At 70.2% G+C, this 13,372-nt stretch carries 14 protein-coding genes, 1 other RNA gene and 1 pseudogene; 3 read left to right on the forward strand and 13 right to left on the reverse strand.

Going from position 1 to position 13,372, the window contains the following annotated elements:
* Nucleotides 1–5 precede the first annotated feature (5 nt).
* From truA to recR, 4 genes are all read right to left on the reverse strand, one after another.
* Nucleotides 6–758, reverse strand: a complete 753-nt coding sequence (truA, locus tag ACYQPG_RS09585; RefSeq protein WP_147905876.1) for a tRNA pseudouridine(38-40) synthase TruA — start codon at nucleotides 756–758, stop codon at nucleotides 6–8.
* The gene (fmt, locus tag ACYQPG_RS09590; protein WP_147938676.1) at nucleotides 758–1,687 is read right to left on the reverse strand and encodes a methionyl-tRNA formyltransferase; all 930 of its coding nucleotides are present in this window, start codon (nucleotides 1,685–1,687) and stop codon (nucleotides 758–760) included. The genes truA and fmt overlap by 1 nt, the downstream gene beginning before the upstream one ends.
* A gap of 5 nt (nucleotides 1,688–1,692) precedes the next feature.
* A complete protein-coding gene (def, locus tag ACYQPG_RS09595; protein ID WP_461230798.1) occupies nucleotides 1,693–2,208 on the reverse strand; it encodes a peptide deformylase in 516 nt (171 codons plus the stop codon).
* 142 nt (nucleotides 2,209–2,350) lie between these two features.
* Nucleotides 2,351–2,956, reverse strand: coding sequence for a recombination mediator RecR (gene recR / locus ACYQPG_RS09600; protein ID WP_147938675.1), 606 nt, complete (start codon nucleotides 2,954–2,956; stop codon nucleotides 2,351–2,353).
* A 428-nt stretch (nucleotides 2,957–3,384) separates the two neighbouring features.
* On the opposite strand from recR, the gene ACYQPG_RS09605 reads away from it, so the two are divergent.
* Nucleotides 3,385–5,004 (forward strand): phosphoenolpyruvate carboxykinase, encoded by a 1,620-nt coding sequence (locus ACYQPG_RS09605; protein WP_461230799.1) that lies wholly within the window; start codon nucleotides 3,385–3,387, stop codon nucleotides 5,002–5,004.
* A 36-nt stretch (nucleotides 5,005–5,040) separates the two neighbouring features.
* On the opposite strand, the gene ACYQPG_RS09610 is transcribed toward ACYQPG_RS09605, so the two are convergent.
* The 6 genes and pseudogenes from ACYQPG_RS09610 to ACYQPG_RS09635 all read right to left on the reverse strand — a co-directional run bounded on the left by ACYQPG_RS09610 (nucleotide 5,041) and on the right by ACYQPG_RS09635 (nucleotide 8,151).
* Complete coding sequence (locus tag ACYQPG_RS09610; RefSeq protein WP_461230800.1) at nucleotides 5,041–5,190, reverse strand: hypothetical protein; 150 nt, start codon at nucleotides 5,188–5,190, stop codon at nucleotides 5,041–5,043.
* A gap of 21 nt (nucleotides 5,191–5,211) precedes the next feature.
* A pseudogene (locus tag ACYQPG_RS09615) lies at nucleotides 5,212–5,259 on the reverse strand (hypothetical protein); the annotation flags it as partial.
* A 146-nt stretch (nucleotides 5,260–5,405) separates the two neighbouring features.
* Complete coding sequence (locus tag ACYQPG_RS09620; protein ID WP_147905870.1) at nucleotides 5,406–5,729, reverse strand: YbaB/EbfC family nucleoid-associated protein; 324 nt, start codon at nucleotides 5,727–5,729, stop codon at nucleotides 5,406–5,408.
* A gap of 80 nt (nucleotides 5,730–5,809) precedes the next feature.
* Complete coding sequence (locus ACYQPG_RS09625; RefSeq protein ID WP_461230801.1) at nucleotides 5,810–7,702, reverse strand: DNA polymerase III subunit gamma/tau; 1,893 nt, start codon at nucleotides 7,700–7,702, stop codon at nucleotides 5,810–5,812.
* A gap of 48 nt (nucleotides 7,703–7,750) precedes the next feature.
* Nucleotides 7,751–7,849: signal recognition particle sRNA small type (gene ffs, locus ACYQPG_RS09630), an RNA gene on the reverse strand.
* Between the two features lie 41 nt (nucleotides 7,850–7,890).
* Nucleotides 7,891–8,151: a PepSY domain-containing protein gene (locus ACYQPG_RS09635; RefSeq protein ID WP_147905868.1), complete on the reverse strand. Its 261-nt coding sequence runs from the start codon at nucleotides 8,149–8,151 to the stop codon at nucleotides 7,891–7,893.
* A gap of 158 nt (nucleotides 8,152–8,309) precedes the next feature.
* Between ACYQPG_RS09635 and ACYQPG_RS09640 the strand changes: the two genes are divergently transcribed.
* The gene (locus ACYQPG_RS09640) at nucleotides 8,310–9,848 is read left to right on the forward strand and encodes a YifB family Mg chelatase-like AAA ATPase (RefSeq protein WP_461230802.1); all 1,539 of its coding nucleotides are present in this window, start codon (nucleotides 8,310–8,312) and stop codon (nucleotides 9,846–9,848) included.
* Complete coding sequence (locus ACYQPG_RS09645) at nucleotides 9,845–11,587, forward strand: protein kinase domain-containing protein (protein ID WP_461230803.1); 1,743 nt, start codon at nucleotides 9,845–9,847, stop codon at nucleotides 11,585–11,587. Before ACYQPG_RS09640 ends, ACYQPG_RS09645 begins: the two co-directional genes overlap by 4 nt.
* 9 nt (nucleotides 11,588–11,596) lie before the next feature.
* On the opposite strand, the gene ACYQPG_RS09650 is transcribed toward ACYQPG_RS09645, so the two are convergent.
* The 3 genes from ACYQPG_RS09650 to ACYQPG_RS09660 form a co-directional block, all read right to left on the reverse strand.
* A complete protein-coding gene (locus tag ACYQPG_RS09650) occupies nucleotides 11,597–12,316 on the reverse strand; it encodes a glutathione S-transferase (RefSeq protein WP_461230804.1) in 720 nt (239 codons plus the stop codon).
* A 47-nt stretch (nucleotides 12,317–12,363) separates the two neighbouring features.
* Nucleotides 12,364–12,810 carry a hypothetical protein gene (locus ACYQPG_RS09655; RefSeq protein WP_147938706.1) on the reverse strand — a complete coding sequence of 149 codons (447 nt, stop codon included), beginning with the start codon at nucleotides 12,808–12,810 and terminating at the stop codon, nucleotides 12,364–12,366.
* 126 nt (nucleotides 12,811–12,936) lie between these two features.
* On the reverse strand, nucleotides 12,937–13,362 hold the full coding sequence (locus ACYQPG_RS09660; protein ID WP_461230805.1) for a hypothetical protein: 426 nt from the start codon (nucleotides 13,360–13,362) through the stop codon (nucleotides 12,937–12,939).
* Between the last annotated feature and the right edge of the window lie 10 nt (nucleotides 13,363–13,372).

Genomic DNA, 13,372 nt, shown 5'->3' on the forward strand with positions numbered 1-13,372 from the left:
AATCGTCACGCGTAATCCACCCCGACGAACGTCAGCCCGGCCGCCGGCGCGAGCGGCCCGCACCGGCGCTTCTCGCCCGAAGCCAGGATGTCGGCGACATCGTCGGCCGAGAGCCGGCCGCAGCCGGCGAGCATCAGCGTCCCGACCATGGCTCGGACCTGATGGTGCAGGAACGAGCGCGCGCAGGTCGTCACCACGATCTCCTCGTGCAACGCCATGGTCGTGCGGGCGACGTCGAGCCGTTCCAGGGTCCGCATCGGGCTCTTGGCCTGGCACTCGGCGGCCCGAAACGCGGAAAAATCGTGGTGGCCGACGAGGCGCTGCGCGGCGCGGTCCATCGCGTCCGGATCGAGCGGCCAGGGCACCTGCCAGACATGGGCGCGGGTGAGCGCGGCGGGGCTTCGACGGTTGAGGATCCGATAGCGGTAGTGCCGGCGGATCGCGGAATGGCGCGCGTCGAAGCTCGGCGGGACGATCCGGGCCGAGAGGATCGCCACCGGCTTGGGGCGCAGATGGGCGTTCAGCGCATCCCGCACCGTGTCGGCCCGCCAATCCTTGACGAGGTCGAGATGGGCGACCTGATGGATGGCGTGCACCCCGGCATCGGTCCGGCCGGCGCAGGTCAGCCGGGATTGCTCGCCCGAGAAGCGGGTGACAGCCGCTTCGATCGCACCCTGCACCGTGGGTGCTTCGGGCTGGCGCTGCCAGCCGTAGAACGGCGTGCCGTCGTATTCGATGACGAGCTTGTAGCGGGGCATCAGCCGAGATGCGTGCCGGGCGCGATGCGCGCGCCGCGGACGAACTCGGCCCCGTTGGCGCTGCCGCCCTTGCCGGCCCGCCGCAATTCCAGCAGCCGGACTGCGCCCGCGCCGCAGGCGACCTGGCCCTCGGCGTCGAGGAGCGTCCCCGGTGCCCCGGCGCCCTCGGCAGCCGACGCCCGGAGCACCTTCACCCGCTCCGCCCCCTTGCCGAGATCGAGTTCGAAGAACGCGCCGGGGAACGGCGACAGGCCGTTGATATGGTTCGCCACCTCCCCGGCCGGACGCGACCAGTCGATCCGCGCCTCGTCGTTGCCGATCTTGTGCGCGTAGACCACACCCTCGGTCGATTGCGGCGTGAACGTCAGGTCGCTGCGGCCCAGGCGTTCGAGGGCCTGGGACATCAACGCGGCGCCAACCGGCATCAGCGCATCGTGCAGTTCACCGGCGATCATGCCCGGCGTGATCGGGACCCGTGCCTCCAGGGCCACCGGTCCGGTATCGAGCCCAACCTCCATGCGCATGATGCCGACGCCGCTCTCGGCATCGCCCGCCATCACGGCGCGCTGGATCGGCGCGGCGCCGCGCCAACGCGGCAGCAGCGATCCGTGCAGGTTGAGGCATCCATGCCGGGGCACGTCGAGGATCGCCTGGGGCAGCAGCATGCCGTAGGCGACCACCACGGCGACATCGGCCGCGTGCCCGGCGAAGGTCTCGGCGGCCTCCGGTGTCCGCAAGGTCCCGGGAGTCAGAACTGGGATCCCGAGTGTGTCCGCGAACGCGTGGACCGGCGAGGGGCGCAGGCTCATGCCGCGGCCGGCCTTGGCCGGGGCGCGGGTGTAGACCGCAACGATCTGGTGCCCGTCCTGCGCGAGACGTGCGAGGGTCGGCACCGCGAAATCCGGCGTGCCCATGAAGACGACGCGCATGGCCGTCACGCCGCGTCGCGCTTGGCCGCCTTGGCGAAGCGCTTGATCACCCGGTCGCGCTTCAGCTTCGAGATGTGGTCGATAAACAGCACGCCGTTCAGGTGGTCGATCTCGTGCTGGATGCAGGTCGCCAGCAGGCCGCCCGCCTCGATCTCCTGCACCTCGCCCTCAATGTCGCGGAACTTCACCCGGACCCGGTCAGGCCGCTCGACCTCGGCGTAATATTCCGGGATCGACAGGCAGCCCTCGTCGTAGACCCGCTTCTCCTCCGATGCCCAGACGATCTCCGGATCGATGAACACGCGCGCGTCGCGCACGCCCTCTTCCTTCGAGGTGTCGATGGTCACGACCCGCTTGGCGACGCCGACCTGGATCGCCGCCAGCCCGACGCCCGGCGCGTCGTACATCGTCTCGAACATGTCGGCGACGAGGGTGCGGATTTCGGGCGTGATCGGCCCGACCGGATCGGAGACGCGGCGCAGGACGGCGTCGGGGAGGATGACGAGCGGACGGATGGTCATGGCGGAAACCGGCAGGGGGCGCGCATCGAACGTGTGCCCCGGGGATCCCGAGGCAATATGGCGTGGGTGGGGGCCGGTCAAATTCCGGTCCTCCGAACCCTCCTATCCAGGGTTGCCGCGCCGTCCGCACCGCCGGCTGTGCTCAGAACGCCGTACGGCTGCGGATCGCCGCGGTGAGCGTGCCTTCGTCGAGGTAATCCAGTTCGCCGCCGACCGGGACGCCGTGGGCCAGGCGCGTCACCTTGCGGTCGAGGTGCCGGATCGACTCGGTGACGTAGTGGGCGGTGGTCTGGCCGTCGACGGTGGCGTTCAGCGCAAGGATGATCTCCTTGACCGACGGATCGGCCGCGCGCTCCACGAGGCTGGCGAGGTTCAGGTGCTCGGGCCGCACGCCGTCCAGTGCCGACAGCACGCCGCCGAGCACGTGGTAGCGCGACTTGACCGCCCCGGACCGCTCGAGCGCCCACAGGTCCGACACGTCCTCCACCACCACCAGGGTCGTGGGATCGCGCTCGACGTCCCGGCAGATCGTGCACGGCTCGGAGGTATCGACGTTGCCGCAGCTCGTGCACACCACGATGCGCTCGGCCGCCACCCGCATGGCATCGGCCAGCGGGGCCAGCAAGGTCTCGCGCTTCTTGATGAGTTGGAGCGCGGCCCTCCGCGCGGAACGCGGCCCGAGACCCGGCATCCGGGACAGAAGCTGGATCAGGCGTTCGATCTCGGGGCCGGCGACGGCTTGGGGCATCGTACCTCTTGGCGGGGATCGACAATGGGGATTTCGAAGGTCGAACCTTCGAAACGTCCGGCGGGCATAGCCGTCACCGGGCAACGCGCAAGGGCGCATCTCAGCCCAGCCAGGATATAGGTTTTCCGAACGCGTTCTGCTCGGGCCAAAATTAAGAATACCGATCAGCAACGCGTTACACGAGCGGCCTCTTGCGATCAGCACTGCGGTCAAACACGCTTCATGATGTTGCGGGCGTTCAGCAACACCCAGTAAGACGGCAACGCTTGGCCGCCTATCCAGTATGGGGGCGAGCAACCGGGGAACGGTGATCCAGCGTGCGGCGGTCCTGTACGCCCGCACGGACGTCCCCCGGGAAGTCCCGGGCGCCCCTGGCGTCCGGTCTTGTCGCGTGGACGGCACGAACAGGGGCCCCGGGAGATACGCTCTTGACCAACATCGGTGATCACAACGCGGCCCACGATGCCGACGCGGCCGGCTTCAACGCTCTTAAGGCCGTCCACTGGAATTTCGAGGCTCCACGCCTCTACGAAGAGGCGCTCGCCCGCAAGGAGGGCCAGCTCGCCCGCGGCGGCGCCTTCGTGGCGACCACCGGCAGCCACACCGGCCGCTCGCCCAAGGACAAGTTCGTGGTGCGCGATGCCAGCACCGAGAACGAGATCTGGTGGGAGAATAACGGCGCGATCACGCCGGAGCAGTTCGCGGTCCTGCACCGGGACTTCCTCAAGCACGCCGAGGGCAAGGAGCTGTTCGCCCAGGATCTCTACGGCGGTGCCGACCCGGTCCACCGGGTCAAAGCCCGGGTGTTCACCGAGCTCGCCTGGCACTCGTTGTTCATCCGCAACCTGCTGATCCGGCCGGACCGCTCCGAGATCGCGTCCTACGTGCCGGACCTGACGATCATAGACCTGCCGAGCTTCCAGGCGGACCCGGCCCGGCATGGCTGCCGGTCCAAGACTGTGATCGCCATCGACTTTTCGAAGAAGCTCGTCCTGATCGGCGGCTCCGCCTACGCGGGCGAGATGAAGAAGTCGGTCTTCACCTACCTGAACTACATCCTGCCCGGCCAGAACGTGATGCCGATGCATTGCTCAGCCAACGCGGCGCTCGACGCCGAGGGGGGCTCGGCGATCTTCTTCGGCCTGTCGGGTACCGGCAAGACCACCCTGTCGAACGATTCGTCCCGGCAGCTGCTCGGCGACGACGAGCACGGCTGGTCGAGTGAGGGCATCTTCAACTTCGAGGGCGGCTGCTACGCCAAGACGATCCGCCTCTCGCGCAATGCCGAGCCCGAGATCTACGCCACCACGGAGCGCTTCGGCACCGTGATGGAGAACGTGGTGATCGATCCGGTCAGCCGCGTGCCGGATTTCGATGACGGGTCGCTCACCGAGAACACCCGCTGCGCCTACCCGCTCGACTTCATCGCCAATGCCAGCGTCACCGGCCGGGCCGGGCATCCGAAGAATATCGTGATGCTGACCTGCGACGCCTTCGGGGTGATGCCGCCGATCGCCAAGCTCACCGGCGCCGAGGCGATGTACCACTTCCTGTCCGGCTACACCGCCAAGGTCGCCGGCACTGAACGCGGCCTCACCGGGCCGGAAGCGACGTTCTCGACCTGCTTCGGCGCGCCGTTCATGCCCCGGCATCCGAGCGCCTACGGCAACCTGCTGCGCGACCTGATCGCCGCGCATGACGTCGATTGCTGGCTGGTCAACACCGGGTGGACCGGCGGCGGCGTCGGCACCGGCCGGCGCATGCCGATCCGCGTGACCCGCCGCCTGCTCGCCGGGGCCCTCGACGGATCTCTCGCCCAGGCGGAGTTCCGCCGCGACCCGTATTTCGGCTTTGCGGTGCCGGTCTCGGTCCCGGGCGTCGAGGCGGAGATCCTCACCCCGGTCAAGACCTGGGGCAACAAGAGCGCCTTCGTCGAGACGGCGGCGCGGCTGGTGAAGATGTTCGACGACAACTTCAAGCGCTTCGAGGCCCACGTCGATGCTGACGTGCGCGCCGCCGGGCCGACCGCGCAGGCCATTGCCGCGTAACATGTGGATCGGGCGGCGGTTGCCGCTGCCGCCCGTTCACCCGAGCCCGCTCAGCAACTTCGCCAGCAGCGCGTTCAGCGTGCGCTGCTCGCCATCCGTCTGGACGGCAAGGATCTTGCGCTCGGTCTCGACATGGACCGGCAGCAGGGTGTCGATCAGCGCTTTGCCCCCATCCGTCAGCGCCACCAATGTCCCGCGTCGGTCCGTCGGATGTTTGCGCCGCTCGATCAGATCGGCTTTCTCCAGGTGGTCGATCTGCGATCACCGGCGAGGGCCTCGCGGTTGCGCTGCTGGCCGAGAGCTTCCCGCCGATCCTCGCGCTGGCAATACCGCTCATCCTGGCCAGGGTCGTCCTGGTGAGCCGCCGGCCGCGGTGACGCGGACGCGGCTCGAGCCCGCGCCTAGAACGGCAGCTTCATGCCGGGCGGCAGGGGCAGGCCCTTGGTCAACTCGGCCATCCGCTCCTGCATGGTCGCCTCGGCCTTGCCGCGGGCGTCGTTGCAGGCGGCCACGATCAGATCCTCGAGGATCTCGCGCTCGTCGGCGACCAACAGGGAGGGGTCGAGCGTGACGCCCTTCATCTGACCCTTGGCGGACATGGTCACCCGCACGGAACCGCCGCCCGAGGCGCCGGTCACCTCGATCTCGTCGAGCTCGGCCTGCAGGGAGCCCATCTTCTCCTGCATGGCCTGAGCCTGCTTCATGATGCCCATCAGGTCGCGCATGCAGCTCTCTCGTGTGGTGTCTCGGTCAGTCTACTTGGGTATCGTGTCGGCCCGCCGCCATGTGGGACGGCGCCTGCGTGTCAGAAGTCGTCGTCCGGGGCCTCGTCCGCCGGCACCGGATCGCCGTCCCCCGGGATCTCCTGATCGGGCGAGGGGAGCGGCGCGGTCTCCCGCACATCCACGATCTCCGCGCCGGGGAAGCGGGTCAGCACCTCACGGACGAACGGGTCGGCGGCGGCATTCTCGCGGCGGGTCTCTGTCGCGGCCTTTACGGCGGCGTCGAGGGTCGGGGCGCCGGCCTCCTTCGAGACCGCGACGACCCAGCGTTGGCCGGTCCAGCGCAGGATCGCGGCGGCGATGTCGGTGGCCAGCGTCGCCCGGCCGCCCGGGGCGAGGGCGAACTCGATCCGCCCCTCCTCGAAGCGTACGAGGTGGACGTCGCGCTCCAGGGCGGTCTTCAGCAGGATGTCGCGGTTGGCATCGGCCAGCGCCACCACGTCCTCGAACCGGGCGAGCCGTGGCGCGGGCGGCGCAGCCGGGCGCTCGGCCGGGGCGGCCATGACGGAGGGGGCGGCCATCGCCACCGGCGCCGCCATTGAAGCGGCAGCGGGCGCCGCCATCGGTGCGGAGACCGGCATGGGACGGGGTGCGACGGCCGCTGCCGTCTGCCCACCACCGCGCAGGTCGGGAATCGGCGGCAGGGGCGGACGGCCGGAGGATGGCGGCGCCTCCTCGGTCGGTGCCGCCGCGGCCTCGGCCTTGAGCTGGCGCAGGGCCTCGTCCGGTGTCGGCAGGTCGGCCGCGTAGGCCAGGCGGACGATCGCCATCTCGGCCGCCGCCAGCGGGCGGGGCGCAGCCTGGACCTCGGGGATCGCCTTGAGCAGGATCTGCCAGGCCCGCGACAGGGCGCGGATCGAGAGCTGTTCCGCGAACTGGCCGCCGCGGACCCGCTCGGTCTCGCTGAGCGTCGGGTCGGAGGCGGTCTCCGGCACGGCCTTCAGGCGGGTCACGAGGTGGGTGAAGGCCGCGAGGTCGGACAGCACCACCGAGGGGTCGGCACCGGAATCGTATTGCGCCCGCAATTCGGCGAACGCCGCCGGCACCGAACCGCGCATCACCGCCTCGAACAGGTCGAGGATGCGCGCTCGGTCGGCCAAGCCCAGCATGTCGCGGACGCTCTGTGCGGTGACGGCGCCCGCGCCGTGCGCGATGGCCTGGTCCAGCAGCGAGAGCGCGTCGCGGACCGAGCCCTCGGCCGCACGCACGATGGCGCTCAACGCCTCGTCCTCGGCCTCGACCTTCTCGGCCGCGCAGACCTTGGCGAGATGCGCGTGCAGGACCGGCGCCTCGACCCGGCGCAGGTCGAACCGCTGGCAGCGCGAAAGGATCGTCACCGGGACCTTGCGGATCTCCGTGGTGGCGAACACGAACTTGGCGTGGGGCGGCGGCTCCTCCAGCGTCTTCAGGAAGGCGTTGAACGCCTTCTCGGAGAGCATGTGGACCTCGTCCACGATGTAGACCTTGTAGCGGGCCGAGACCGGCCCGTACCGGATGCCGTCGATGATCGCCCGCACGTCGTCGATGCCGGTGTGCGAGGCGGCATCCATCTCTAGCACGTCCATGTGCCGGGATTCCATGATCGCCGCGCAGTGCAGGCCGAGTTCCGGCATCGAGACGGTCGGGCCGGTATCGGGGACGCCGGCGCGGGCGTAGTTGAGGCCGCGGGCGAGGATGCGGGCGGTGGTGGTCTTGCCGACCCCGCGCACGCCGGTCAGCATCCAGGCCTGGGGAATGCGGTTGGCCGAGAACCCGTTGGCTAGCGTCCGGACCATCGCGTCCTGGCCGATCAGGTCGCCGAAATTGGTCGGACGGTATTTCCGCGCCAGCACCCGATAGGGCGTCACCGCGCCAGCGGGGCTCGCGAACCCGGGCAGGCCCGGCTCGTCGTCAGGCGTGCCGGTCGTAGCGTCCATGCCGTATCGGGTCGGGCTGCCGAGCGCCAAGAAACGAGGCAAGAAATAAGGTGGGAGGCTGGACGAAGACCCGCTCGGTCTCGTTAGGGCTGCTTCCTTCCGGACCTGACCCGGTTGGCGAGTGAAACGTCCCTCGCCAACCCCCCGCCGGCTATATGGCCGGGCTCTTTGCCGAACGCAAGCGCCGGCTACTCGGCCTTGCGCTTGACCACGGCGAGGGTCTTGGGATCGAGCTTCAGGTCGAACTGCTTGCCGTTGGCGTCGATCGCGTCGTCGACCTCGATCATGCCGTCGTCGAGCTCAATCTCCTTCCACTTGGTGAAGCCCTCCTGGCGGAGCATGGCCTCGACCTTGGCCTGCTGGTCGGGCGGGAGCTTCTCGTCGGCCCGGGCGACGCTGGTGAGGCCGGCGGCCAGGGTGAGGGCGAGGAGGGGGGCGGCGAGGCGCATGAGGGGCTCCGTTTCGGTGTTGCGTGCCGCCTTTGAACAGGAAGACCGCGCCCAGGTTCCGCGTGAACCGCGATCCTCTTGAGGCCGCTTCGATTTTCCCGCACAGCTAAGGTTGCACGTCGCGCCGCTCCGGCGCCGGGGCCCAGGACTGCCGACCTATGGTCACACGCGTCGCCACCGTGGCGTTCGAGGGGATCGAGGCCCGGGCCGTGGACGTGCAGGTCCAGATCATCCCGGGCAACGTCGTCTTCAACGTGGTCGGCCTGCCCGACAAGGCGGTGGCCGAATCGCGCGAGCGGGTGCGTGGCGCGCTGATCGCCTCGGGTCTTGCGCTGCCGGCCAAGCGCATCACCGTCAACCTGGCCCCGGCCGACCTGCCCAAGGAGGGCTCGCACTACGACCTCCCGATCGCCCTCGGCGTCATGGCGGCGATCGGGGCGATCCCGGCCGATGCGCTGGGGGGCTATTGCGTGCTCGGCGAGTTGGCGTTGGACGGCAGCATCACGGCGGTGAGCGGGGTCCTGCCGGCGGCCATCGCGGCGGGGGCCCGCGGCCTCGGGCTGATCTGCCCGGCCGCGACCGGGTCCGAGGCGGCCTGGGCGGGAGGCGATCTCGACGTGCTCGCCCCGCGCTCGCTGATCCAACTCGCCAACCACTTCAAAGGCAGCCAGGTCATGGCCCGGCCGGAACCGTCCGTGGCCAGCCTGGCCGGCCCGCTGCCGGATCTCTCCGACATCAAGGGTCAGGAGGGCGCCAAGCGGGCCCTGGAGATCGCGGCGGCGGGTGGCCACAACCTTCTGATGAACGGGCCGCCCGGCCCCGGAAAGTCGATGCTCGCCGCCCGGCTGCCGTCGATCCTGCCACCGCTGACGCCGCGGGAATTGCTCGACATCTCCATGATCCAGTCGGTGGCGGGCCAGCTGAAGGGCGGCGCGCTCTCGAACCGCCGGCCGTTCCGGCAACCGCGTCACTCGGCCTCGATGGCCGCGCTCGTCGGCGGCGGCCTCGGCGCGCGACCCGGGGAGGTGTCGCTCGCCCATGGCGGCGTGCTGTTCCTGGACGAACTGCCCGAGTTCAACCCGCAGGCGCTCGACAGCCTGCGGCAGCCGATGGAGACCGGGGAGGTGATGATCGCCCGGGCGAACCACCGGGTGACCTACCCGGCGCGCTTCCAGCTCGTGGCGGCCATGAACCCATGCCGCTGCGGGCAAGGATTGGAGCCCGGCTATGCCTGCCGGCGCGGGCCGAACGCGCGCTGCATGGCGCAATACCAATCGCGGATCTCCGGGCCGATGCTCGACCGGATCGACCTGCGCATCGAGGTCCCCGCGGTCACGGCCGCCGACCTGATCCTGCCGCCCCCGGCCGAGGGCTCCCGCGAGGCCGCCGCCCGGGTCGCCGAAGCCCGCAATCGACAGACGACGCGCTACGCCGCCCACGCCCTGCCGGCAGCCACCACCAACGCCACATGCCCGGCGACGTTGATTGAGGCGGTGGCAAGCCCCGATGCCGAGGGCACGGCACTGATCCGGCAGGCGGCCGAGAGCATGCGGCTCTCCGCCCGCGGCTTCCACCGCACCCTGCGGGTGGCGCGGACGCTGGCCGACCTCGACGGCGAGGCGCAGGTGCGCCGGCTGCACCTGGCCGAGGCCTTGTCCTATCGCGGCCGGAGCGACGCGTCGGCGGAGGCCGCGTGAGCACGGACCTGACCGTCACGATCGGACAGGCCAGCGCGGCCGGCCGCAAGGACGCGAATCAGGATTTCCACGGTGCCCTGGTGCCGGTGCAGCCGGCACTCGGTCTCAAGGGCATCGCGGTGGCGCTGGCCGACGGCATCAGCAGCAGCGCGGTCGGCGCGCTGGCGAGCGAGACCGCGGTCAAGAGCTTCCTCGGCGACTATTACGCCACCCCGGACACGTGGGCGGTGAAGAGTTCGGCGCAGCGGGTGATCGCGGCAACGAATTCCTGGCTCTACGCGCAGACGCGGCGCGGGCGTGATCCGTACGATGCCGACACGGGCTACGTCACCACCTTCGATGCGCTGATCCTGAAGGCGCGCACCGCGCACCTGTTCCATGTCGGCGATGCCCGGATCTGGCGTGTCGCCGGCCGGTCCTTGGAGCAGCTCACCGAGGATCACAGGGTCGTGGTCTCGGCGGCGGAATCGTATCTCGGCCGAGCGCTCGGGGCGGGCGGTCATGTCGAGATCGACTACCACACGGCGAGCCTGGACGCCGGCGACGTCTTCGTGCTGACAACCGACGGCGTTCACGAGCACGTCCGGCCGCGCGACCTGGCCTCGATGATCGCGGCCGCCGAGGACGATCTCGACGCCGCCGCCCGGGCGATCGTGGAAGCCGCGCACGCCGCCGGCAGCCCGGACAACCTCACGGTCCAGATCATCCGCATCGAAGCCGTGCCCGATGGCGAGCCGGCCGACCTGCTCGGCGGCGTCGAGGGACTCGATCCCGCGCCGTTGCTCGATCCGCCGGCCGATTTCGACGGCTACCGGCTGCTGCGCATCCTGCATTCCGGGCCGCGCAGCCGGGTCTACCTGGCGCTCGACGCGGAGACCGGGGATCCGGTCGCGCTGAAGGTCCTTTCGCTCGATCTGCGCGACGACCCGAACCAGCGCAAGCGGTTCGCCCTGGAGGAGTGGATCGCCCGGCGCATCGACAGCCCGCACGTGCTCAAGGCCCATCCACAGAGCCGCCGCCGCAGCCACCTCTACACGGTCATGCGCTACGTCGAGGGCCAGACCCTGACCCAGTGGATGCGCGATCACCCTGCGCCCGAGTTGGAAGCGGTGCGCGGCCTCGTCGAGCAGATGGCCAAGGGCGTGCAGGCCTTCCACCGAAAGGAGATGGTCCATCAGGACCTGCGCCCCGACAACGTCCTGATCGACACCGCCGGAACCGTCCAGGTCATCGATTTCGGGGCCACCCGGGTGGCCGGGGTGGTGGAGGGCGATCCCCGGATCGATGCCGCCGAGATCCTGGGGACCGTGCAGTACACGGCGCCGGAAGGCTTTCTGGGCGAGCCGTCGACGGCCGGCTCCGACATCTTCGCGGTGGGCGTGATGACGTACCAGATGCTCACCGGCCGGCTGCCCTACGGTGACCGGGTGCCCCGGGCGTTGACGCGCGCGGCCCAGCGCAAGCTCCGCTACGTCTCGGCCCGCAACGCCCGGCCGCTGCTGCCGGCCTGGGTCGACGGGGCGCTGCGCAAGGCCGTGCATGCCGATCCCGCCCGGCGGTACCAGGTGCTCTCGGAATTCGTCCACGATCTCCGGCACCCCAACCCGGCCTTCACGGAGACCCGACGGGCGTCGCTGCTGGAGCGCGATCCGCTGCTGTTCTGGCGGTTGCTGTCGCTGGTGCTGGGCCTCATCGCACTCGGGCTGGCCAGCATCCTGATCGCCCACCCGCCCCGGTGACTCGGCGCGTCAACGGTCCAGTTCGGGATACCGGCGGAAGATCCCGTCCTCGTTGAACGGGATGCGCCGGTCGCTCGCCAGGTAGGCGGCGATGCGCGGGCGCTGCGCCACCGCTTCGTGCAGCCGGGCGACATGCGGCGTGTCTCGCAGGGCAGCATTGGATGCGTTCGGGAAGGCGTAGCGCAATCCGGCGACCAGCTGGAACAGGGATAGGTCGGCGTAGGACAGCTTTGATCCGACCAGGCGTTCGCTCCCGTTCGCCGCCAGCACGCGCTCGAAATACCCGAAAAATTTGGGGATGCGGTCCTGGCGGTACCCTTCGGCCCGGCGCGCGGCCTCCGGCTTCTGGTCGGCGTAGTACAGGCCGACCCCGAGGGGATGGTGGGTGTCGTGGGCCTCGTCCACCGCGTCCGCGATGGTGAGCTGCAGCTGATGGGTCCAGATCCGGTCCGCCTCGGATGCGCCGACGAGGCCGAGGCGCGGCCCGAGATACAGCAGGATCGCGGTGCTCTGTCCAATCACAACATCGCCGTCGCGCAGGAACGGCGGCGCGAAGGGCGGCCGACGATTGCCCGGATCGGCGAGGCGCTCGAGCATCGGCTCGATGCCGCCGGCCTCGTCGTCCCGCCGCGCGATGTCGACATAGTCGGCATCGGCCTCTTCGAAGGCGAGGCGGACGAACTCGCCGCGCCCCTGGATCATCGGCCAGTAATGCAGCTCGTAGGGCATCGCGTCTCCTCCACCGGGAAGGCGCGGTGCCGGCGCGTGGTTCCCGCTCAGTTGCCCGGGGCGTCGCCGTCGGTCGCCTTCTCGGGCAGCGGCTCGGCGCTGGCGACCGCCTTGTGGGCCAGCATCGGCTGCAGGTGCTCGGCGAGCTGCTGGTCCAGATGCTTGACGTAGGCGCCCTTGAAGTAGCGCTCACCAGTCTTCGCGCCGTAGAGCCGGTCATGGGCCTGGATCATCGCGGCCACCTCCGGGCGGCACAGGAACCCGGTGATGCCCACCGCCTCGTACCAGTGGCCGGCCCGGGCCTCGGCCGTCGCCTTCGGGTTCGCCAGCACGGTCTCGGCGAAGCATTCCGTCGCCGCCTGTCGCAGCGGACCCAGCACCTTCTCGGCCTCTGCCTTGTTCACCACCGGGGCAGCGGGATGGCGGTGGGGACGCGCCTGAGCCGTCGATGCCAGCGCGAGGACGGCGAAGGTGGCGAGGATCGTGGACTTCATGCGGGCGGCCTCGTCGGGTGTCCGAATGGCGTTCAGCATTCCCTCATGATTGCGTCGGGATCGCGGCTGACGGGACGTTGCATCCGCCCGATCTCGGGCAAGATGCGGACGATTTCGCGACCGCGCTCAGCGCCGCCGCTCGGCCCGCCAGCGGCCGCGGCAGGCGAGGGCGCCGGACGCGACCCAGGTGCCGGCGCCGAACCCGTTCGCGCCGAGCCGGCCGGCGACGTCGGCGGTGCCGAGACCGTTGGCGATGGAGCCCCGGACAATACCGTTCCGGGCGACGCTGCCCTGCACGACGAAGGCCGTCCCCATGAAGCGGGCCTGCCCGTGCTCGATGCGCACCGGGTATCGGTAGGCCCGGTCGCAGGGACCGGATTCGGTAAGGATCTCGACGCTCCAGGTGCCGTCGAACCGGGAAGTGCCGTCGAACCGGGAAGTGCCGTCGAACCGGTCCGGAATCCGGACGCCCCGCGGCGTCGCCGCAGCGGGGACCGCGAGTCCGAGGATCAGAGCAGCGCCGGTCAGGCACCCGAAACGGCGTCGGCTCATGGCGATGATC

This window comes from Methylobacterium sp. CM6246 (genome assembly GCF_054818005.1).